Raw genomic sequence first — 21612 nt, 5'->3', positions numbered from 1 at the left:
CATCGACGGGTGGGTCGAACCAAATTGTTGCGGCCAGGCCCTTTGGCCGAGCCCTTTGGCCGAGGACGGGCGCCTGCGACCGTCACGCCTCCCGCCGCCTGCCCTCATGCAGACGCAGCAGGTCGACGAAGTCGGCGCTCTGCCAGTTGCGCGACCGGCTGAGTTCGCTGCGCACGCTGGCGACGAAGGCGTCGATCACCGCCCATTCATCCTCGGCGATCGTCTCGACCTCCTCCAGATAGCTGTGGACGACCCGTTGCAGCCCCTGGCTGACCGGGCTGATCCAGCCGTCCACCGTCTCGCCCATCGCCGCCATCAGCCGGCGGATGCGCAACAGATGCGCCATGCGGTGGCCGGGCGTCTCTTGCGGCTCGGCCTTCATCGCCTGGATGAAGGCGAGGCGGCCGGTCTCCACCGCATAGAGGCGCAGCGACCTCAACTCCGGATTGGCGTAGCCGGCGCTGCCGAGATAGCGGCCCCAGCGCCACACCAGCTCCAGCAGCCAGACGATGTCCTCATGGTCGGGCACCGGGGCGTGGCGGGCGTTCATCGCCGCCTGCAGCCGGGCGGCCAGCGCCGGCATCACCGTGCCGGTCAACTCGCGGCTGACGGCGTTCAACTCCGTCCTCAGGGCCGGGCCGGTGGTGCGGCTGGCGAGGAAGCCGATGCCGGACAGGGCGGTCAGCGCGCGGTCGAAGCGGTCCACCGCCTCGCCCAGCAGGGCGCGGGTCGGGACGGGGGCCGACAGCACCCCGCCGTCCTGGATCTCCATGTCGCCGAACATGCCGTCCACCACCTCGCGGATCGTGGTGCAGGCGGCGGTGAAATGGCAGAGCAGGGCGCGCGGCAGCGGATGCGATTCCCGGACCGCCGGGCCGCCATGCTCGCGCACATGGCGCAGGAACACGTCGTAGCGGCGCTTGACGTTCAGCCCGTAGAGCGGGGCGAACCAGGCCAGCAGCTGGGACTGGTCGCGGAAGGGCAGGCCGAGATCGCGCACCCGGCGGACGAAGCCGACCATCAGCGCCGACTGGCAATCGACCTCGGCGGAATAGGCGGCGGAGCGGGGATCGGAGGCGTCCTGCGTCTCCCCCCTTCGCATTTCATCGATGTCGTGCCGCATGCGCTCGGTCAGCGGCACCAGCACCGCGTTGTGCTCCAGCAGGGCGCGGACGAAGCCCAGCAGGTCGCTGTCGATCGGCGCCTTGCGCCCAAGATACTGGGTGCGCAGTCGCGCGTCGTGGTGCGCCTCCTCGTTGGCCAGCGCCAGGAAGCGGTCGGTCAGCTTGCGGTCGCCGGCCATGGCGTAGAGGAAGTCGAGCGCCTCCTTGCGCATCAGTTCGCGCATCACCATCGCGTCGGGGCAGGTGAGAACGGCGTCCAGCATCGCCTCGCGCGACAGGGCGTCGAGCCGGCTCTGCACCTCCGCCGCCAGGCCGGGGAAGGCGTAGCGCGTCAGCGCCGTCCAGATGCCGCCCATATCCACCCGCTGGACCAGCGCCGGCACCGAGTCGCCCGAGCGGTAGAGGATGGGGTCGTCGACCAGGAAGGGTTCGAACAGGCTGGTGAACAGGCGCCGCGCCTTCATCGGCCGCAGGCGGTTGAAATGGTCGACCAGCGCCTCGCGCAGATGGCGCGCCCGTTCGGAATTCGGGCTGGCCGCCCCCTCGACCGCGTCCAGCACCGAGCGGATGGCATGCATGGGGATGCGGGCCACGACCTCGTCCATCTGGCGGCGGAAGGCGCTTGTGTCCGCCCTCTCCCTGTCCGCGTCCTTCGCCACCGCCGGTGTGGCGGAGGGGAGGGAGGGCGTGACCGTCGGCGTGCTGCTCATGCGTCCAACACCTCGCGGAATCGTCGTCGCCTGGACGCCCATGATCACGGGAGATTATTAAATAACCCTTGCCGTTCGCCGTCGTGTCCTTGGCTGGATTTTGCGATTACCGGAATATGTCGGTTCATTGCTTTGTAATATCAGCGTCACCTTTTCCCCAACTCTTCGGCTACAGTCCGGCGGCGAGCTGCGCCTCCAGCCCGGCGCGGTAGTCGGGATGGGTCAGGGTGACGCCAAGCTGGCGCTTGATGCGGTCGTTCCTCACCCGGCGGCAATCGGCGTAGAAGCTGGCGGCCATCGGCGACATCTCCGCCTGGTCGAAGGGGACCAGCGGCGGCGGCTCCACCCCCAGCAGGCGGCAGGCATATTCCACCACCTCGTGCGACGGGCTCGGCAGATCATCGGCGACATTGTAGACCGCGCCCAGCGTCGGCCGGTCCATCGACGCGCGCAGGGTGTTGGCGATGTCGTCGACATGGATGCGGCAGAAGACCTGACCCGGCTTGTCCACCCGTCTGGCCGTGCCGTCGCGCACCGAATCGATGGCGCTGCGGCCGGGACCGTAGATGCCGGCCAGCCGGAACAGATGCATCGGCACGCCATACTGGCGGTACAAGTTCAGCCAGCCGCGCTCGGCCTCCACCCGGCGCTTCTGGCGTTCGCCGGTCGGCTTCAGCCACGCCGCCTCGCCGACCCATTCTCCCCCGGTGTCGCCATAGACACCGGTGGTTGAGAGGTAGCCGGCCCAGTCCAGCGTGCGCAGGTCGGCCAGATCGCGGGCGTGTTGATCCAGCACCGGATCGCCCTTGCCGTCCGGCGGGACGCTGACCAGCAGATGGGTGGTGCCGGCCAGCGCCGCCCGCGCGTCGGCCAGCGGCCGGCCTCGGTCGAACAGGAAGGCCTCGATGCCCTCGGCCTCCAAGGCGGCCTTCTTCTCCTCGCCGCGGCAGGTGGCGGCGATGCGCCAGCCTTCGGCGCGCAGCCTCTCGGCGAAGACGCGGGCGCTGTAGCCGAGGCCGAACACGAACAGGCGGGGATCGGTCATCACGGGCGGTTCCGGTTGGAGCGGCAAGGAAAGGGGTGGAGTGTGTAACGCGGGCGGGAGCCTTGCGGACTTGCGCCCCGCCCGGCGATGGCGGAGTGTAAAGGCACCATGACCCGACGCAATGCTTACCTTCTCCGCGCCTGCCTGTCCGGCATCCTCGCCCTGGGCTTTGCCGCCGTTCCGCCGGCTTTCCTTTCGACCGCTCAGGCGGCGTCCCCGAACGCGACCGCCAGCCCATCCGCCAATCCGTCCGCCAGCCCATCCGGTGGCTCCTCCTCCGCTCTCGACCGCAACCGCGAACTTCAGGCCTGCGCCGCCAAGGCGGAGGCCAATCCCGACGGCGCCCGCGCCGACGCGCAGCGCTGGCGGCAGCAGGGTGGCGGCGACTATGCGGCGCTGTGCGAGGCGCTGGCGCTGTTCCATGCCGGCGAATTCAAGGCGGCCGGCGGCGAGATCGAGGCGCTGGTGCCGACGCTCGGCAAGGACGATCCCAAGGCCGCCGCCTCGCTGCTCGGCCGCGCCGGCTGGGCCTGGCTGCGGGCCGGCGACCAGGAGCGGGCGGAACGGCTCTACAGTGCCGCGTTGGAGAAGACGCCGGACGACATCGACCTGCTGATCGACCGCGCCTTCGCGAGGGCCGAGGGCGAACGTTTCTGGGACGCCATCGCCGACCTGGACGCGGCGCTGGCCCGTGACCCCCGCCGGGCCGACGCCTATCTCTATCGCGCCTCCGCCCACAAGGCGCTCTCCAACTACCGGCAGGCGCTGGCCGACATCGATTCGGCGCTCGAACTGAAACCCGGCGATCCGGAGGCGATTCTGCTGCGCGGCAACGTGAAGGCGCTGGGCGGCAATTTGCCGGCGGCGCGCGACGATTGGGCGCTGGCCCGCCGGGTCGCTCCCGACAGCGAGTGGGGCCGTGCCGCCGCCGACAATCTCGTCCGGACGGCGGAGGTCGCGGGTGCCGCGGGCAAGGATACGGCGAAGGAGAAGAAGACCCGGTGAGGGACCGTCGGCTTCGACGGCCTCCGCCCGAAGCCAACCATGCCCAATCACTCCCCAACGAAAAAGCCCCGCCCGCGGTGACCGCTGGCGGGGCTTTTCCTTACCTGGAGCGTCGCGGTCGCTTACAGCGCCGAGTCGACCCACTGGAACAGCGCACCCTTGGGCAGCGCGCCGATCTTGGTGGCGGCGACGCTGCCGCCCTTGAACAGCATCAGCGTCGGGATGCCGCGCACGCCGTACTTGGTCGGGGTGTCGGGGTTCTCGTCGATGTTCAGCTTGGCGATGGTGACCTTGCCGTCATACTCGCCGGCCAGCTCGTCGAGCGCCGGGGCGATCATCTTGCAGGGGCCGCACCATTCCGCCCAGAAATCGACCAGGACCGGGCCGTCGGCCTTCAGGACGTCCTGCTCGAAGCTGTCGTCGGTAACCTTGATGGTGGTGCTCATGTGACCTCTTGCCTGGATTCGGAAGCGCCGCGGACCGGTTGAGAAAGGCCGGCGGCCATCGCCCCGTCAGTGGAATTGAGCAAAATGTAGGGCGGAGGCGCCCGGCCGGTCAAGTCACCCCATCTTTCGGATCAGTCGCCGGCCGCCCCTCACCCCGCCCGTGGCGCCAGCCCCGCCGCCGCCGCGTCCAGAACCGACGGTGGCAGCTCCATGGTATAGGGACCGTCGGTCCACAGCAGGACGCACCGCACCCGGCGGCCCGGATAAACGGCGCGCAACGCCTCGCGGTAGGCCGCCATCTGCCGCCGGTAAACCATTGGCACGTCTTCCAGATCCCGTGGCGGTGGCCGGTTGGTCTTGTAATCGACGATCCACACCGTATCGCCCGCCAGCGCCAGCCGGTCGATACGCCCGGCCAGCGTCCGGCTGCCGTCGCCCAGCGTCACGACGCCGACCAGCGGCACCTCCGCCCGCGAGCCGGGGCCGAACAGATGCGCGAACTCCGCATGGCTCAGCACCGCGAGCGTCTCCCGCGCGATGGCATCCTGCTGCTCCGGCGTCAGCTTGTGCGCCGGACGCGCCAGGAAGCGGCGGCAGGCGGCTTCGCGCGCCTCCTCCACCAGATTGGGCAGCGTCTGCAACAGGCGGTGGACCAGCAGGCCGCGGCGGAAGCGCTGGCCGTCGTCGGCGCCCAGCGGCGAGCGCACCGCCGGCTCCTCGCCGTCCGGCCGCGACGGGGTCAGCGGGCGCGACGGTTCCGGCTCGCCCGGCGCCGGCTCGGCGATCCAGGGCGGCGGCGGTTCGGTGGCGGCGCTCTCCTCCGTCTCGACATGGCGCGGCACCACGACATCCTGGGCGCCGACCAGCCGCCAGCCCTCTCCCGCCCAGCCATCCGGGCTGAGGCCGGTGAAGTCGAAGCTGTGCGGCACGCCGGTCTCGCGCATCGCCTCCTCGACCAGCCGGTACCAGCAATCGTCGGACGGCTCGCGCTTGCCCTGGTGGCCGCAGATGTAGAGCCGGTCCTCCGCCCGCGTCAGCGCGACATAGAGCAGCCGGCGGTATTCCTGATCGCGCCGCCGGTTGGCCCGCGCCCGCGCCTCGGCGCACAGCCCGTCCTCCTGGCCGCGGCGGGCGGCGAACAGGGGAACCGGGCAGTCGTCGTCCGGCCACAGGATCGGCGGGCTCTGGGTCGGGCTGCCCAGCGTGTCGGGCAGGAAGACGATCGGCGCCTGCAACCCCTTGGAGCCGTGGACGGTCATGATCCGCACGGTGCCGCCGCCCTGTTCCAGCTCGCGCTTGATCTCGGCGTCGCTGGCCGCCAGCCAGGCCAGGAAATTCTGCAGGGACGGCGGCTCGGTCTTCTCGAAGGCGAGGCAGACGGCGAGGAACTCCTCCAGCGGGTCCTGGGCGTCGGGGCCGAGCCGCTTCAGGATGGCGCGCCGTCCCGACCGGACGTCGGCCGGGCAGGGCCGGTTCAACAGCCCGGCGAACAGCTCGTAGGGGGCGGAGAAGTCGGTGCGCGCCAGCAGGTCGCCGAGATAGCGCCGCGCCGGGCGGAACGCCGGCTCGCTCTCCGCCAGCGCCACCAGCGAGCGCCACAGCGTGCCGCGTCGGCCATGGGCGACGCGGAACAGCGCCTCCTCGTCCAGCCCGACCAGCGGCCCCTTCAGCACGGTGGCGAGCGTCAGGTCATCGTCGGGCAGCAGCAGGAAGTCGGCCAGCGCCACCAGATCCATGACGGCGAGCTGTTCGGTCAGCACCATGCGGTCGACGCCGGCCACCGGCACGCCGCGGTCCTTCAGCGCGCGGACCAGTTCGGTGACGAAGGCGGTGCGGCGGCGGACCAGGACCATCACGTCGCCGGGCCGCACCGGACGGCCCTTGGCCTCCAGCATCTCGCCGCCGTCGATCCAGCGATGCACCGTCGCGGCGATGACGGAGGCGAGGCGGGCCGAGGGGGAGTCGGCGGACTCGCGCGCCACCGGCGGCGCCCAGGCCGGCGCCTCGACCGCTTCGGCCGGTTTCACCGGCGGCCACAGCTCGACCAGACCGGCCTGTCCCCGGCGGAAGGCGCGGTGGCGGATCGTCGGGCTGGCGTCGGACGCGACACCGTCGCGGGCGCGGTCGAGCGCGAAGACGGCATCCACCGTCTCCAGCACGGCGGCGGTCGAGCGGAAGGAGATGTCGAGGTCGACGCCGGCCCACAGCCGTTCGGCCGATTCCGCCTTCTCCTGGAAATGGCGGCGCATGCGGGCGAATTCGGCCGGATCGGCGCGCTGGAAGCTGAAGATCGATTGTTTCTCATCGCCCACCGCGAAGACGGTGCGGATCTTGCCGTCGGTGGCGGCGGCCTCCAGCTCGGCGAAGAACTCGCCGGCCAGCGCCGCGACGATGGCCCACTGGTCGGGGTTGGTGTCCTGCGCCTCGTCGATCAGGATATGGTCGAGGCCGCCATCCAGCTTGTACAGCACCCAGGGCACGCGCGGCGCCTTGCCGTCGCCGCCGCCCAGCAGCCGGTTGGCCGCCAGGATCAAATCGTCGTAATCCAGCAGGGCGCGGGCCGCCTTGCGCTCGCGGTAGGCGTCCAGCATCGCCTGCGCCAGCGTCAGCAGGGCGGTGGTGGAGGCGGCGACCCCGGCGGCCTTCACCCGCTCGGCTATCTCCACCAGCCGCTCCGCCTCCTTCCGCAGGGACGTGAGCGCCTGCGGATAGGCGGTGGCCGGCTTCTTGGTCATCAGCGTCTTGCGCGGGCTGCCCTCGGCGGTCAGGAACAGCCGCTTGTAGGCCTCGAACGCCCGCACCCTTCGGTCTGCGGCGTCCAGCCAATGCTGGATGGCGATGCCGCGCTCCTGGTCGCCGGCGCTGCCGCCCGACAGCGCCCGGCAGGCCTCGCGCAGGGCCGGCGGGTCGCACTGGTCGTCGTGGCAGGCGTGGGTCAGGATCGACTCCTCGGTCACGCCCGGCGGCACCGTCAGCGTGTCGTGGATGGCGTCGACCAGCCCGTCCAGCCCGTGGAAGTCCTTGAGCAGCCGTTCGACCTGCCCGCGCTGGCCGGCCAGTTCCGCCAGCAGAGCGGCGAAATCCTCAGGGTTCAGCTCGCCGGTCAGCCGGCCCATGGCGCGGCCGAGCGGGCTGTCCGGCTCGGTGCGGCCGGCATGCAGCACGGCGTCGCGCGCCTCGGTCAGCAGCCCGTCGGCGGTGCGGTCGTCCATCACGTCGAAATGCGGCGCCAGCTCGGCTTCCAGCGGGAAGCGGCGCAGCAGCGACTGGCAGAAGGCGTGGATGGTCTGGATCTTCATGCCGCCGGGGCAATCCACCACCTGGGCGAACAGCCGCCGCGCGTTCAGCCGCGCCTCCGTCGACGGCCGCTCGCCGCACAGCTCGGCCAGCCGGTCCTCCAGCGCCTCGTCGGGCAGGGTCGCCCACAGGCCGAGCGTCCGGTTGATGCGGATCGCCATCTCCGCCGCGGCGGCCTTGGTGAAGGTCAGGCAGAGGATGCGCGCCGGCGGTGTGCCGGACAGCATCAGCCGCAGCACCCGGTCGGTCAGCACCTTGGTCTTTCCCGAGCCGGCCGAGGCGCCGACCCAGACCGATGCCGTCGGATCGGAGGCCCGCCGCTGCGCCACGTTGGGATCGAGCGGCAGGCTGCGGGGGAGCTGGTCGGTGATGGAATCGCTCATGCTCAGCCCTCCCCCTCTCCGCCGCCCGACGACCATTCCTGGACACGGGCGAGATGGGCGTAGTCGGTGTAGCGCGGCGCCATCGCCGGCCTTGGCCGCGAGCGGTAAGGCGTTTGCGGGTCGTCGAACCGCGCGATCAGCGCCTCCAGCCCGGCCCGCGCCTCTTCCGCCAGTGCCGCCGGGTCGCCCTTGACCGGCTTCTCCTCGCCGGCCGGATCGCCGCCGGACAGGCGCCAGAAGGCCAGTTCGGCCACCGCCCCCTTGTCCACCCCGCTGAAGCCGCCGGCCGCGGCGATGGCGGCCTCCAGCGGCAACTGCGGGGCGAAGCCCAGCTCGATCTCCCGCGCGCTCGGCGGGGTGCCGGTCTTGTAGTCGATCACCACCAGCCCGTCGGGGCCGCGGTCGATGCGGTCGGCCTTGGCGGTCAGGGCGAAGGGGCCGCCGGGGCCGGACAGCTCCAGCCGGCCCGGCACCTCGGTCGCCAGCGGGCGCAGGCGGGGGCGGCGTTCGCGCTCCAGATCGACGAACCAGCCGGCCACCCGTTCGAAGCGCGGCCACCAGAAGGCCCAGACGTCGGGATGGCTGCGCAGCAGCGGGCCGAAACGCTCCCGCCCCAGCGCGATCAGCCGGTCGAGCGCGTCATGGGGCAGCGGGCCGGGATGGTCGCGGACGAAGGCGTCGAGCGTGTCATGGATGATCTGGCCGCGGTCCGACGCCCCCGGATCGGCGGCGATGGGGTCGAGCGCCCGCAGCCGTAGGGCGTGCCGGGCATAGATGGCGTAGGGGTCGCGCATCCAGGTCTCGATCTCCGTCACCGACAGCTTGCGCGGCCGGGCGCTCAGCGGCGGGCGCGGTTCGGGGGCGCTCACCGGCCGCACGCGGTCCGGCTCGTCCAGCCCGCGCGCCCAGCCGAGCCAGCAGGCCCCGCGCTCCTCGATCACGCCGTCGAGATCCAACGCCTTCAGCACGGTCTCCAGCCGCAAGAGCCAGCGCGACGGCACGGTCGGCGTGCCCTCCACCCGCGCGGCGCGGGTCAGCACCACCTCGGGCGCGCCGCAGGCATGGGCGAAGTCGTGGGCCGACATGCCGACCAGCCGTTCCGGGCTGGGCAGGCCGAACTCGCGCCGCATCGGCCGCGACATCCACGGATCGGCGGCGGCCGCCGGCGGCCAGGTCCCCTCGTTCAGCCCGCCGAGGATGGTCAGGTCGAGATGCTGGAGCCGCGCCTCCATCGGACCGAGGATGAACAGGCGCGGGTGCAGGCCATAGCGGGGGCGCACCGCCCGCGCGCTCATCAGCGCGTCGAGCAGGGCCGGGTAATCCTTGGCCGGGATCGCCGGGAATCCCGCGGCGGCGTCGAGCAGGTCATGGATGAAGCGCGCCGCCTCCTCGCCGTCGTCCTGGCGCCACAGCCGGTCCTTGCCTTCCAACCCGTCGTCGGCGGCCAGCGATTCGCAGAAGGCGACATGGGCGCGCACAAGGTCGGCCAGCGGCGTCTCGCCGGCCAGCGCTTCCAGGAACGGCGCGGCGCGCTGGCCGAGATCGACCAGCCAGCCGCGCAGGACCTCCTGCTGCTCCTCATGGTCGAAGCGGTCGGCCCGCTCCAGCGCCGCCAGTATGCCGTCGAACCCCTCCGCCGGGCGCGGGCCGCGCAGCACGATGCGCTCCAGCGCGCGGGCGGCGGCGCGGAAATCGCCTGAGTCGCGGCCGCCCGCCGCCATCGGGTGCTTGGCCAGCGCCAGCAGCGCCAGCGGATGCACGCGGCTCGCCGCCAGCTCCGCCGTCAGCCGCAGATAGGTGCCGACCGCGGTATGGGCGAGCGGCTGGCCGCCGGAGTCGTTGACCAGGATGCCCCAGCGCGCCAGCGCCATGGCGACCCGGCGGCCGAGATTGCGGTCGGGGGTGATGAGGGCGGCGGTCCTGGCCGGCGTTTCCAGCGCATGGCGCATCAGCAATGCGATGACCTGCGCCTCCTCCTCCGAGGTGGCGGCGTCGATGCGGGTCAGCCCGTCCAGCGCCGACGCATCCAGCCCCGACAGTTCGCGCCAGCCCTCGGTGGTCGCCGCCGGCCGCATCGCCTCGGCGATCAGGCGGGCGCGGGCGCCGCGCGGTTCCGGCGCGTCGGTCCAGGGCCATACCTCGTCCCGCGTCACCCCCAGCAGGCGGATCAGCTGCGACAGCCCATGCTGCGGATGGGATTCGTCGGCGGCGATGGCGTCCCAGATGGCGTCGTCGGCGCCGGTGTCGAGGCCGGGCAGCACCACCGCCCCTTGCGGCAGCCGGGCGATGACCGCCAGCAGCTCCGTCGTCGCGGCGATCGAGCCGGTGGAGCCGGCGGCGATCACCATGCCCGGCGGCGGTGCCGCTTGCCACAGCGCCGCCTGGGTCTCCAGCGCCAGATTGCGGCGTTTGGCCGGGTCGGTCTCGCCGGTCGACTCGAGGATGGCGGGCCACACCTCGGTGATGATACGCAGGAATTTCAGAGTGACCTGCCAGTGCTCGGCATAATCCTCCGGCACCAGCGACTCGAGCTTGTCGAAGCCGGCGCGCTCGGTCCACACCGCGTCGATCAACCGGCCGAGATCGGCGCCCAGCCGCACCGCCTGCGCCGTCGTCGCCGACAGCCCGTCGGCGCCCAGGATCAGCCGGGCCAGCGTCATCTGCCGGTTCAAGGGCGAGATCGCCTCCGGCAGGTCGAGCGGGACGTCGGGCAGTTCCTCCTCGGTCAGGCTGAGATCGCCGGCGTCGAGTTCGCCGAGCGGCGCCATGCGCGGCAGCAGCGTCGGCTGTCCGCCGGACCGCCGCAGGAAGGCCGCCTGCAACGACCGGCAGGCGCGCCGGGTCGGCAGCAGCACGGTGACCCCGGCCAGCGCCATCGGGTCGCCGCCCACCCGCTCCATGATCCCCGCCGCCAGCCTGTCGACGAAGGGGGCGCCAGCGGGGATGCTGTAGAGTTTGGGGTGGGTCATGGGCCTGCGATCAGTTCCGGGGATGGGCCGTTTCCGGTGGAGTATAGGCCAGCCCGGCCCTCAATGCGCCACCGCCCGCACGCCGCCGATGGCCAGCAGATCCTCCGCCTCCTTCAGCCCGGCCGGCGTGCCGATGTGGAACCACAGCCCGTCATGGGCGAGGCCGAACAGCCGCCCGGCCGCCTGGGCGCGGTCCCAGATCAGGTTGGTGGAGAAGGCGCCGTCGGGTGTGTCGGCGGCGAACAGCTCCGGCTTGACGATCTGCAACCCGGCATAGACGAAGGGCGCCAGCTCGCGCTCGCCCCGCCGGGTCAGGCCGCCCAGCGGATCCATGTGATAGTCGCCGGGCCCGTCATAGCCGACCGACCTGGTCGTCGCCATCAGCAGCAGCAGCGCGTCCATCTCCGCCGGATTCCAATGCACGGCCAGCCGGCGCAGGGCCGGGATCGGCCCGTCGAGCCAGAAGATGTCGGCGTTCACGGTGTAGACCGGCGCCGTGCCGAGATGGGGCAGCGCCTTCTTCACCCCGCCGCCGGTCTCCAGCGGCGTGTCCTCCGGTGACAGGGTGATGGCGGGGGCGGTGCGGTCCTTCAGATGATCGCCGATCATCGCGCCGAGATAGTGGCTGTTCACCACCGCCCGGCCGACGCCGGCCTCGGCCAGCCGGTCCAGCGCATGGTCCAGCATCGGCTTGCCCAGCACCGGGATCAGCGGCTTGGGCCTGTGGTTGGTCAGCGGGCGCATGCGCAGGCCCTGGCCGGCGGCCAGAACCATCGCGGTCTGTGGAATGGTCACGCTCATTTCAGATCGTCTCCGGAACGGCGAAGGCGGCACGGGCGCCACGTGGCAAGTGGCGGTCGAACCAGGCGGCGACCGGCCCAAGTTCCGGCTTCACCAGCTGGGTCTCCAGCAGGTGCCAGACCCGCGGCAGATGGACAAGGTAGGACCGCCGGCCCTGGCCCAGCGCCAGCCGGACGAAGATGGCGACGATCCGCGTGTGCCGCACCGCCCCCAGCACCGCCATGGCGCGGCGGAAGCCGGCGGCGTCGATGGCGGGGAAGGCGGCGAGATAGCGTGCGGTCATCGCCTCGGCCAGATCGGCGGCCACGTCGCGCCGCGCATCCTCCAGCAGGGAGACGAGGTCATAGGCCCGCGGTCCCCAGCCGGCGCTCTGGAAGTCGATCAGACCCGCCGCCCGCACCCCTGGGCGCGGCAGCCGCATCAGGTTGTCGACATGGTAATCGCGCAGCAGAAGCGACGGCGCGGCCGCGCAGACCGGCTCCAGCACCGTGCGCCAAGCCATGTCGAAATCGGACCGATCGTTCTCGGTCAACGGCTTTTCCAGCGCCGCCGGCAGATAGGCGTCGAGGAACAACCGGGTCTGGGCGATGAACAGCGCCGGGTCATAGACGGGCAGGGCGAGACGCGGCGCCGCTTCCTCGGGCCAACGGCGGTGGATGGTGATCAGCGCGTCGGTCGCCAGTTCGTAGAGCGGTCGCGGATCGGCACCCCCGGCCAGCAGGCGGGAGAAGGTTTCGCTTCCGAAATCCTCCTGAATCGCCAATCCCCGTTCCACATCCGCCACAAGAATGGCGGGGACCGACAGCCCGATCCCGGCCAGTTCGGCGCCGATGGCGATGAAGGGCGCGAGGTCGTCGGCCGGGGCGGGCGTGTCCACCAGGATCAGCGTGCCGCCATCCGGTTTGTGAAGGCGCTCGTAGCGGCGGGCGGAGGCGTCGCCGGCCAGCGGCTCCCGCGCCGCGCCGGATAGGCCGTTGGCGGACAGGAAGGCGGTGATTTCCGTTTCCCGCGCCGAAGAAACGGCGCCCATCACAGCCCCCAATCGGCGGCGGCCACCCGTGCCGCCAGCGCGCCATGGCCGGTCACGGTGGCGCGGCGGGCGTCAGGCCCGTCATGCTCCATCGTCACCTCGACCCGGTCGGGCGGCAGCAGCGGACCCAGCCGGTCCGGCCATTCCACCAGCGCCACCGCCTCCGCCCGCGCGTCATCCCAGCCCAGCTCATACACCTCGTCCGCTCCCGACAGGCGGTAGAGGTCGAAATGCCAGACCGGCCCGATGGCGGTGTCGTAGGTCTGCACCAGGGTGAAGGTGGGGGACGGCACCTCCGCCTCGTCGTGGGTGACGCTGCGGATCAGGGCGCGCGACAGCGCCGACTTGCCGGCGCCGAGATCGCCGCGCAAGGCCACGAGGTCGCCGGGCCGCAGGAGAAGGCCCAAACGACACCCTAGCGCCGCGGTGGCGGTCTCGTCCGGCAGAGGGATGGTGACGGTGTGGGGGGAAAGGTCCGACATGGCGCGGATACTGTGCGAAGCCGCCGTCCGCCCGCAAGCCGGAAAGAGGGGTGGGTCAGCGGCCGACCCGCCGCCTGGGCGACAGGCGGTCGCTGGTCGCGGTTCCCGCCCCCGCCCTCATCCCTGCCGCATCCGTCCCGGCATTCACCACCAGTCGCGGCGCCTTGTTGAAATTCATGGTGATCATCAGCGTCGGCGCGCCGTTGATCAGATGCAGCATCTTGTCGGACGCCACCGGCAGGGGGATGCGGCGGCCCATGCAGAAGCCGACCAGCGCCGCCGTGACCTCGGTGTCGGTCAACGCCAGCTCGGTCACCGCGCCATTGTCGTCGGTGATGGTCAGGCGGGTCTCGATGCCGTCCTGTTCCGCCCCGTCGTTGCGGTGATAGGTGACCTTGGACACGGTGCCGACCGGCAGCTTGTCCTTCACCCGGTGCCGGCGATCCAGCACGGCCCGCACAAGCTCCTGGTCGGTGAAGACCAGACACCGAAGTTCCTTCATTCCGGGCCTCCACCCGACTGGCATCCGGGCGGACATATCGGCCGGCGTGCTCCGGCCTTCCGCCGCAAGCCCGCAGTGTCCGCTTTGCAACCGTCCGGAGCAATCAACAAATTTAAGCGAATTTATGCGAAATTGTTTCCGGCGCTGGGGGTTGACCCGGCGGGGAAATGCGGACAATGGAAGGACGCACCGTCCATCCCTCACCCTTCACCGGCACCCCGTCTCAAGGAACTGGCTTTCATGTCGCAGACCGCATCCAGCAACGATGTCCTCACCACCGATGTCGTCATCGTCGGCGCCGGCCCCGTCGGCCTGTTCGCCGTCTTCGAATGCGGCATGCTGAAGATGCGCTGCCATGTGGTGGACGCGCTCGACATGGTCGGCGGCCAGTGCACGGCGCTCTATCCGGAAAAGCCGATCTACGACATCCCGGCGCATCCCTCGATCGAGGCGGCCGACCTGATCGACCGGCTGGCGGAGCAGGCCGCCCCCTTCGCGCCGACCTATCACCTGGGCCAGCAGGTGGAGAAGCTGACCCGCCAGGATGGCGGGCGCTGGCTGGTGGAGACCAGCATCGGCACGAGGATCGACGCCCGGGCGGTGATCATCGCCGCCGGCAGCGGCGCCTTCGGCCCCAACCGCCCGCCACTCGACGGGCTGGAGGCCTATGAGGGCAAGTCGGTCTTCTACATGGTGCGCCGCCGCCAGGACTTCGCCGGCAAGAAGGTGGTGATCGCCGGCGGCGGCGACAGCGCGGTCGACTGGGCGCTCTCGCTCTCCGACGTCGCCGAGCGCGTCTATGTCGTCCACCGCCGGCCGAAGTTCCGCGCCGCACCCGAAAGCGTCGCCCGCATGGACGCGCTGGTGGCCGAGGGGCGGATCGAGATGGTGGTGCCCTACCAGCTCTCCGGCCTGGAGGGCGGGAACGGCCAACTGACCGCCGTGCGCGTCGCCACGCTGGACGGCGAGGAGAAGGCGCTGCCGGCCGACGCGATGCTCGCCTTCTTCGGCCTGTCGATGAATCTCGGACCCATCGCCGACTGGGGCCTGGATCTGGAGCGCGGCCACGTCGCGGTGTCCCAGCCCGGCTGCGCCACCAACGTGCCGGGAATCTTCGCCATCGGCGACATCGCGACATATCCCGGCAAGCTGAAGCTGATCCTTTGCGGCTTCGCCGAAGCCGCCCAGGCCGCCCACGCCATCCGCCCGCTGGTCTATCCGGGTGAGGCGCTGCATTTCGAATATTCCACGTCGAAGGGCGTGCCCGGCGCCGCGTGACCGGTGGGGCGTGATCGGCCGCCATCCGGCGGATGGCGGCGTGCCTAGAGTCTGTCTGATGCTTATTGAAGCATCAGACAGACTCTAATCTCTTGATTTTTCGTGCGATTCACGCTTCAGACGATTCCGTCTGAACCGATCCCACTCTAACCGGCCTTGACCCCGTTCACCGGTGCCCGCACCGGCATGATGCAGCGGACATGGGCGCTGCGGTACATGCCGGTGCCGCCGGTCTCGTCCAGCTCCAGCCGGCCGCCATGCAACTCCACCACGTTGCGGGCCAGCGAGACGCCGAGCGCCGCGGCCCCCTGCGGGTCGGCATCGGGGGATGCGGCGCCGCTGACCGACAGGGTGATGCTGCCGTTCAGCCTTTCGCCGGCCAGCCGGATGCGGCGGTCGGGCGGCGGGTTGCGGATGGCCCCCACCACCAGGGTGAACAGCGCCTGCTTCAGACGCTTGCCGTCGCCCTCCATCTGGCCCAGCGCCTCCGGCGCGACAACCTCCAGCCGCAGCCCCTCGCGCCGGGCCCAATCGCGGGTGAGGCCGGCCACCGACTCCAGGAGGTCGGGCAGGTTGACGGCGCCGCGCTCCAATTTGGTGACACCCGCCCCCAGGCTGGTCAGGTCGACCACATCGTCGATCAGCTCCAGCAGGCGTTCGCCCGCCGCCAATATGCTGCGGACATACTCCATCTGCCGCTGGTTCATCTCGCCGAAATACTGGTTCGCCAGCACCTCGGCGAAGCCGATGATGCCGTTCAGCGGCGTGCGCAGATGGTGGGAGACGTTGGCGATGAACTCGCTCTTCAACTGGTCGGCGGCCTCCAGCGCGGCGTTGGAGGCGCGCAGCGCCGTCTCCAGCCGGGCGCCGTCGGTGACGTCGAGGTAGCTGTTCAGCACCGCCCCGTCCGGCAGCGGCAGGGTGGAGAACTCGACGACCGACCCGTCGCTGCGCTCCACCCGTCCGGAGCGGACGCTGCGTTCCAGCGTGGCGCCGATCAGCTCCTCCTTCAGCGCCTCCCAGGTGGCGGTCTCTCCCGGCCTGTCCGGCCCCTTTTCGGATGATTTGTCGGCCGGCGGCATCTCCAGAAGCGGGCGCATGCGCTCGATGACGTCGGCGATGTGCGGTTCGCCATGCAGTTCGCCGTCGGCGAGTTCCCAGAGGCGGGAGAAGGCCGGGTTGGACAGCTTCAGCCGGCCGTCGCCGCCGAACACGGCGATGCCCTCCGCCAGATTGTCCAGCGTCTCCTGCTGCACCGCCATCAGCGTGTTGTAGGAGGATTCCAGCGCCAGCGTGTTGGTCACATCCTCCAGGATGGTGATCAGCCCGCCCTGGGGATGCGGCGCCGCCAGATGGCGCAACGTGGTGCCGTCGGGCAGGTGCATCATCTCCTCCACCGGCTCCACCAGATGGGTGTAGCGGGTCAGGCGCTCGCGCTTGAAGGTCTGGTAATCGGCATATTCCGGCAGCCGGCGGCGGGCGCGCAGCTCCTCCAGCAGTTCGGCGTTGGTCGGCTCGCCGCGCAGCCACGCCTCGTCCAGATCCCACAGCCGGGCATAGGCCTGGTTGAAGAAGGTCAGGCGGGTGTCGGGACCGAAGATGGCGATGGCGGTGCCCAGCCGTTCCAGCACCTCGGCATGGGCGGTCAGGTGGCGGTCCAGCTCGCCGCGCAGCTCCTCCAGCGGGGTCAGGTCCAGGGCATAGCCGACCACCAGCGTGCCGCCGCCATCGGTCAGCGGCAGCGGCGCCTCCGTCACCTCCAGCAGGCGGCGTTCGGTGCCGATCACGACCGGGGCGCGGTCCGACTGGGCGAAGCCGCCGCTGCGCGCCCGCTCGGCCAGCGCCGGGCCGGCGGCGGTCAGCTCGCGCCCTTCCGCCACCACCGTCCCGGCATCGCCATCCACGGCGCTGGCATAGGCGCGGTTGCACCAGGACAGCCGCAACGAGCGGTCGCGCATCCACACCGGCACCGGCAACGCGTCGGCCATCGCCTGCAACTCGGCGAGGCGGGAACGGGCGGCGCCCGTCGCCTGTTCCTGGCGCAGCGAGGCGTCCCGGGCGGCGTCGCTGGCGGCCGTCACATCCTCGATCCACACCACGTCGCACCGCGTGTCGCCGGACTGGCCGCGCCGGCCGGTCAGCACCAGCCTCCGCCCCGTGGCGGCGGTCCCCGTCACGGATGTCGTCGCTTCGCAGCGGAAGGGGGTGCCGTCACGGCGCAGACGGGAGAGCGCCGGGGCGAGGTCCGGCGCCGTCACCGCGTCGACCAGCGACTCCGCTTGGGAAATGCCCAGCAAGGTCGCCGCCTCGTCCGACAGGGCGCCGTCGCCGTCGCCGGTCCAGGCGCACCAGGGCTGCGGTGCGGCGGCCAGCATGGCCCGGCATCGGTCACGGTCCGCGCCGTGATCGGCTTGGCGCCGGGTTTCCTTGTTCCAAAAGAAGCCAGCGAGACCGACCACGCTTTCCACCCCCGCGACAGCCGGGGCTCTGCGCGGCCCGGCCAAATCTGTCGAAATGAATCAAGAGCCGCAGAGTAGTTCAGCCCTTTCCCCCCCACAAGCGGACAGCCATCCGCCTGCGCCTTTTCGAGATCCTCTTCCCGCCCAGGTGGATTTCGCTCCGACACGTCAGGTTACGCCATGCTCTCTTCCGGGCTGGGCACCATCTCTTTCGTGTGACGCAGGGCGTGAATCGCTTTTTCGACTTCGGGAAAGGCCGAGGCCATCGCGCCGGCGAGCGGTTCGACGTCGGAGAGGCGCGCCTCGATGATGGCGCGCTCCAGCGCGGTGCAGGCGGCGGCCAGCGCCCGCGCGCCCGCCGTCCGCGCCGCGCCGGCGGCCGAATGGGCGGACGCCCGCGCCTCCTCCATGTCGCCGGCGTCGAGCGCCCGGCGCACCAGCTCCAGGGTCGGCCGCGTCGTCTCGATGAAGAAATCCATCATGTCGAGCGTGCCGGCATCCAGCTCGCCGCCCTCCATGCCACCAAAGGTCTGACGGACGTGATCGAGGTCGAGCACCGGGAGGGAGGGCGCTGGCTCCGGGGCTGGCTCCGGGTCGGGCGGCGGCGGCGCCTCCGCCATCGCCGGCACCATGGGGGCGGGGGGCACCTCCGGAGCGGGGCGGGCCTCCAGCCAGCGGGCAAGCACGCGCGACAACTGGGCAAGGGTCACCGGCTTGGCGAGGTAATCATCCATGCCGGCGGCCAGACAGCGCTCCCGCTCGCCGGACAGGGCGTTGGCGGTCATGGCGACGATGGGGGTCCGCCGCCCGCCGTCCTTCTCCTCCTCCAGCCGGAGGCGGCGGGCCAGCTCATAGCCGTCCATCACCGGCATGTGACAGTCGGTGATGACCAGCCGGTGCCGGCCGCCGCGCCATGCCGCCAGGGCCTGCGCGCCGTCGGCGGCCAGCTCCGCCGCGTAGCCGAGCCGGCGCAACTGGCGCAGGACCACCTGCTGGTTGGTCGGATGATCCTCCGCCACCAGGATCGGGCCGAGGTCCGCAGGGGGCGCCGCGTCGGGCGCCGCGTCGGGCGCCGCGTCGCGCCCGTCCGCACCCGCCCCCAGCCCCGCCCCGAGCCCCGCCGCCGCCCCGGCCCGGCCCGGCGTCGGCAGGCGGGGTGCCTCGGGGCTGCCTGCCGCGCTGTCCGGCGCGCCGCGGCCGGTCAGGATGGCGGCGGCGCGGATCAGGGCGGTGCGGTGGACCGGCTGTACCAGGCCCGCCGGCCCGTAAGACGCTTGAGACGCGGCGTGGGGGGAGGCGACCGCAAGTCCTCCCGCCGTTCCCCCCATCCGCCCGTCGCCCAGCAGCAGCCGCGGCAGGCCGGGGGCGCTGGCGGCGGCCAGCGGATCCAGACGCCCGATCAGCGCCGTGGAGGTCACCAGCAGCCCCCAGCCGCCGCGGCCCAGCCGCGACGCGGCGTCGGCCACGCCGGCGGCGGTGGTCACGTCGGCCCCGCCCTGTTCCAGATAGCGGGCCAGCACCGTGCGTTGCACCTCGTCCTCGTCGGCGACCAGCACCGACAGGCCGGCCAGCGGCGCCGGGGCGGCACAGGGGATGGTCGCGGCGATGCGCGATCCGGCGGCCGGTTCGGGCGGGCGCGCCAGCTCCACCGTGAAGCGGAAGATCGAGCCCCGGCCCGGCACCGACTCGACGCCGATCCGGCCGCCCATCCGTTCGACCAGCCGGGTGCAGATCGCCAACCCCAGCCCGGTGCCGCCGAATCGGCGGGTGGTGGAGCTGTCGGCCTGGCTGAAGGGCTGGAACAGCCGGGCCTGTCCCTCCGGTCCGATTCCGATGCCGCTGTCCTCCACCGCCACGGTCAACCGGATGAGGGTCGGGTCGGCGGTTGCGGCGGCCTGGACGCGCAGAACCACCCGGCCGCGGTCGGTGAATTTGATGGCGTTGCCGGTCAGGTTGAACAGGATCTGGCGCAACCGCCCGGAATCGCCGCGCAGCCGCTCCGGCACCGAGCCGTCGATGTCGCAGATCAGCGCCAGCCCCTTCTGGTGGGCCTGGGGCGCCAGCAGGTCGGCCACGCCCTCCACCAGATCGGCCGGGCTCAGGTCAAGCTCTTCCAGTTCCAGCTTCCCGGCCTCGATCTTCGACAGATCCAGGATGTCGTCGATGATCCGCAGCAGCGCGGCACCGCTGTCCCGCATGGTGGAGACCAGCGTGCGCTGCTCCTCGTCCAGCGGGGTCAGCGCCATCAGTTCCAGCATGCCCAGCACGCCGTTCATCGGGGTGCGGATCTCGTGGCTCATCGTCGCCAGGAATTCCGCCTTCGACCGGGCGGCGATCTCCGCCTGTTCCTTGGCGGCGCGCAGCGCCTCTTCCGCCAGCTTGCGCGCGGTGATGTCGTAGCTCCAGGCCAGCACCGCCGGCTCGCCCTCGAAGCTGGTGCGCTGGAGCGTCTGCAACGCCCAGACCCGGCTGCCGTCGGGCCGGTCCACCGCCAGTTCGGCCTCCCGCACCAGGACGCCGCCGCTGTCCGCGTCCCGTCCCTCGTCACCGGCGGGGTCGCCGGATGTGCCGGGCAGGGCCAGCGCGTGGCGGCTGCCTACGAAGTCCTCCTGCGGCTGGCCGGCAAGCTCGGCGGCGCGGGCGTTGGCGAAGGCGATCGTGCCGTCGGCGCGGCCGATGGAGACGCCGACCGGGCTCTGTTCCAGAATGGTGCGCAGCCGGCGTTCGCTGTCGGCCAGGGCGCCCTCACGGGCGCGGATGGCGGTGACGAAATAGGCCAGCGCCCGGGCCATCTCGCCGATCTCGTCCCGGTTGCCGGCCGGGGCGGCGGCGGGCAGGTCCAGGTCGGGGATCGCCGCCGGCTCGGCCGTCTCCACCGCCCGCATGGCGCTGCGCAGCCGGCGCAGCCGCGCCACCACATTGCGGTGGATGTAGGCGAAGATGGCGGCGGCCCCCAGGATCGACAGCAGCGCCATGGCGATCACCGCCCGCTCGCCGTCGCGGATCACCAGCTCGAACTCGGCCGACCGGTGGGCGACATCCTGTTCGACCGCCAGGAAATAGTCGGAGACGATGCCGACCAGCTGGTCCGAGACCGCCTGGTTGCGGGCGGCCGACCGCTTGATCGCCCGCTGAAGCGACAGCTCGGTCGTACGCAGCGCGAACAGGGGGGAGCGGCCGAAGGCCTGCTCCGCCAGTTCGCGCTGCAACGGCTCCAGCCGGGCGGCCCGATCGGCGGGCAGCAGGGACAGCGCCTCGGCGGCATTGTCCAGCGCGCCGCGGGTATCGGCCTGGAAACGGTCGAGCTGCCCGTCATCCTCGGCCCGCAGCGCCGCCAGCAGCGTCGTCGCCGCCGCCGTCAGGTCGCGGCGCCAGCGTTCCAGCGCCTCGCGGTTGCGGTCGGCCGCTTCGGCGTCGGGCAGGCCGGATCGCAGCTCCATCGCCCAAGGACCTTCGGCCGCCCGCGATTCGGCGGCCCCCAATTGTCCGGTCAGGGTGGCCAGCGCCTGGGCCCGGCTGTTGGTCTCGGCGGTCAGGAACAGCTGTTGCCGGACCTGGGCGTTCAGGGTCAGCAGGGTCCCGACCAGTTCGTTCTTGCGGCGGTCCAGCTCGCCCAGGTCGGCCCGGCTGCCCTCCCGCCTGCCGCCATCCTGTTTTCCGCCGTCCTGTTTTCCAGAGACGGCCCGATCGGCATAACGCAGGCCGCCATGGGCGATCAGCCGGGCCATCAGCTCTTCCAGCCGGACGATCTGGTCGCCCATCCGCGCCATCACCGCCTCGCGCGCGGTCTGGTCCTGGGCGGCGACCAGGGCGGGGGCGATGGCGGCGACGGCGCCGCTCTGCTGCACCAGCTGGGCGGCGGCGACCAGCCCCGGCACCTTGGCGGTGGCGATCTGCTCATAAGCCTGGTGGAAGCGCGAGAACAGCGAGACGGCGACGACGCTGGTCGCCGCCGCCAGCCCGCCGATGACCGTCAAGCCCGCCAGGATGCGGAACGCCACGCTCCGCCGGGGACTTCGCATGCCCACCCCCCTAACCCGCCACCGAGCCTACCCCGATCCGGGTAACCCCGCTGGGGCCG

The 21612-nt window shown here is 71.6% G+C and carries 13 protein-coding genes; 2 read left to right on the top strand and 11 right to left on the bottom strand.

Annotated elements, in window-relative coordinates; genetic code table 11:
• Nucleotides 1-82 precede the first annotated feature (82 nt).
• Nucleotides 83-1834: a hypothetical protein gene (locus AZL_RS14545; protein WP_042443250.1), complete on the bottom strand. Its 1752-nt coding sequence runs from the start codon at nucleotides 1832-1834 to the stop codon at nucleotides 83-85.
• Between the two features lie 169 nt (nucleotides 1835-2003).
• A complete protein-coding gene (locus AZL_RS14540; RefSeq protein ID WP_012975278.1) occupies nucleotides 2004-2879 on the bottom strand; it encodes an SDR family oxidoreductase in 876 nt (291 codons plus the stop codon).
• Between the two features lie 108 nt (nucleotides 2880-2987).
• Here AZL_RS14540 and AZL_RS14535 point away from each other — a divergent pair, with 108 nt between their 5' ends.
• A complete protein-coding gene (locus AZL_RS14535) occupies nucleotides 2988-3884 on the top strand; it encodes a tetratricopeptide repeat protein (protein WP_148219329.1) in 897 nt (298 codons plus the stop codon).
• A gap of 122 nt (nucleotides 3885-4006) precedes the next feature.
• Here the strand turns inward: AZL_RS14535 and trxA are convergent, their stop codons facing one another.
• The 7 genes from trxA to AZL_RS14500 form a co-directional block, all read right to left on the bottom strand.
• Nucleotides 4007-4330, bottom strand: coding sequence for a thioredoxin TrxA (trxA, locus tag AZL_RS14530; protein ID WP_012975276.1), 324 nt, complete (start codon nucleotides 4328-4330; stop codon nucleotides 4007-4009).
• A gap of 149 nt (nucleotides 4331-4479) precedes the next feature.
• Nucleotides 4480-8010 carry a double-strand break repair helicase AddA gene (addA, locus tag AZL_RS14525; protein WP_042443247.1) on the bottom strand — a complete coding sequence of 1177 codons (3531 nt, stop codon included), beginning with the start codon at nucleotides 8008-8010 and terminating at the stop codon, nucleotides 4480-4482.
• A 2-nt stretch (nucleotides 8011-8012) separates the two neighbouring features.
• Nucleotides 8013-10979, bottom strand: coding sequence for a double-strand break repair protein AddB (gene addB / locus AZL_RS14520; protein ID WP_012975274.1), 2967 nt, complete (start codon nucleotides 10977-10979; stop codon nucleotides 8013-8015).
• A 60-nt stretch (nucleotides 10980-11039) separates the two neighbouring features.
• Complete coding sequence (locus AZL_RS14515; protein WP_042443245.1) at nucleotides 11040-11780, bottom strand: nucleotidyltransferase family protein; 741 nt, start codon at nucleotides 11778-11780, stop codon at nucleotides 11040-11042.
• A gap of 1 nt (nucleotide 11781) precedes the next feature.
• On the bottom strand, nucleotides 11782-12810 hold the full coding sequence (locus AZL_RS14510) for an aminoglycoside phosphotransferase family protein (protein ID WP_042443243.1): 1029 nt from the start codon (nucleotides 12808-12810) through the stop codon (nucleotides 11782-11784).
• A complete protein-coding gene (tsaE, locus tag AZL_RS14505; RefSeq protein ID WP_012975271.1) occupies nucleotides 12810-13292 on the bottom strand; it encodes a tRNA (adenosine(37)-N6)-threonylcarbamoyltransferase complex ATPase subunit type 1 TsaE in 483 nt (160 codons plus the stop codon). Before tsaE ends, AZL_RS14510 begins: the two co-directional genes overlap by 1 nt.
• Nucleotides 13293-13347: 55 nt before the next feature.
• Complete coding sequence (locus tag AZL_RS14500) at nucleotides 13348-13794, bottom strand: hypothetical protein (protein WP_042443241.1); 447 nt, start codon at nucleotides 13792-13794, stop codon at nucleotides 13348-13350.
• 240 nt (nucleotides 13795-14034) lie between these two features.
• On the opposite strand from AZL_RS14500, the gene AZL_RS14495 reads away from it, so the two are divergent.
• On the top strand, nucleotides 14035-15072 hold the full coding sequence (locus tag AZL_RS14495) for an NAD(P)/FAD-dependent oxidoreductase (RefSeq protein WP_012975270.1): 1038 nt from the start codon (nucleotides 14035-14037) through the stop codon (nucleotides 15070-15072).
• A 146-nt stretch (nucleotides 15073-15218) separates the two neighbouring features.
• On the opposite strand, the gene AZL_RS14490 is transcribed toward AZL_RS14495, so the two are convergent.
• On the bottom strand, nucleotides 15219-17447 hold the full coding sequence (locus tag AZL_RS14490) for a PAS domain-containing sensor histidine kinase (protein WP_247894228.1): 2229 nt from the start codon (nucleotides 17445-17447) through the stop codon (nucleotides 15219-15221).
• A gap of 257 nt (nucleotides 17448-17704) precedes the next feature.
• Nucleotides 17705-21553, bottom strand: coding sequence for an ATP-binding protein (locus AZL_RS37520; RefSeq protein ID WP_042443891.1), 3849 nt, complete (start codon nucleotides 21551-21553; stop codon nucleotides 17705-17707).
• Nucleotides 21554-21612: the final 59 nt, after the last annotated feature.

Source organism: Azospirillum sp. B510, from assembly GCF_000010725.1.
In the GTDB taxonomy this organism is placed as follows: domain Bacteria; phylum Pseudomonadota; class Alphaproteobacteria; order Azospirillales; family Azospirillaceae; genus Azospirillum; species Azospirillum lipoferum_B.
Note: the sequence above shows the minus strand (reverse complement) of the source record. Positions and strands in the feature narration are given on the sequence as shown.

Bases quoted from the DNA above. Each gene is read 5' to 3' on its own strand.
- tsaE (WP_012975271.1), bottom strand. From the start codon at position 13,292: ATGTCGGACCTTTCCCCCCACACCGTCACCATCCCTCTGCCGGACGAG.
- AZL_RS37520 (WP_042443891.1), bottom strand. From the start codon at position 21,553: ATGCGAAGTCCCCGGCGGAGCGTGGCGTTCCGCATCCTGGCGGGCTTG.
- AZL_RS14540 (WP_012975278.1), bottom strand. From the start codon at position 2,879: ATGACCGATCCCCGCCTGTTCGTGTTCGGCCTCGGCTACAGCGCCCGC.
- AZL_RS14515 (WP_042443245.1), bottom strand. From the start codon at position 11,780: ATGAGCGTGACCATTCCACAGACCGCGATGGTTCTGGCCGCCGGCCAG.
- AZL_RS14500 (WP_042443241.1), bottom strand. From the start codon at position 13,794: ATGAAGGAACTTCGGTGTCTGGTCTTCACCGACCAGGAGCTTGTGCGG.
- addA (WP_042443247.1), bottom strand. From the start codon at position 8,010: ATGAGCGATTCCATCACCGACCAGCTCCCCCGCAGCCTGCCGCTCGAT.
- AZL_RS14535 (WP_148219329.1), top strand. From the start codon at position 2,988: ATGACCCGACGCAATGCTTACCTTCTCCGCGCCTGCCTGTCCGGCATC.
- addB (WP_012975274.1), bottom strand. From the start codon at position 10,979: ATGACCCACCCCAAACTCTACAGCATCCCCGCTGGCGCCCCCTTCGTC.
- AZL_RS14510 (WP_042443243.1), bottom strand. From the start codon at position 12,810: ATGGGCGCCGTTTCTTCGGCGCGGGAAACGGAAATCACCGCCTTCCTG.
- AZL_RS14545 (WP_042443250.1), bottom strand. From the start codon at position 1,834: ATGAGCAGCACGCCGACGGTCACGCCCTCCCTCCCCTCCGCCACACCG.
- AZL_RS14490 (WP_247894228.1), bottom strand. From the start codon at position 17,447: ATGCTGGCCGCCGCACCGCAGCCCTGGTGCGCCTGGACCGGCGACGGC.
- AZL_RS14495 (WP_012975270.1), top strand. From the start codon at position 14,035: ATGTCGCAGACCGCATCCAGCAACGATGTCCTCACCACCGATGTCGTC.
- trxA (WP_012975276.1), bottom strand. From the start codon at position 4,330: ATGAGCACCACCATCAAGGTTACCGACGACAGCTTCGAGCAGGACGTC.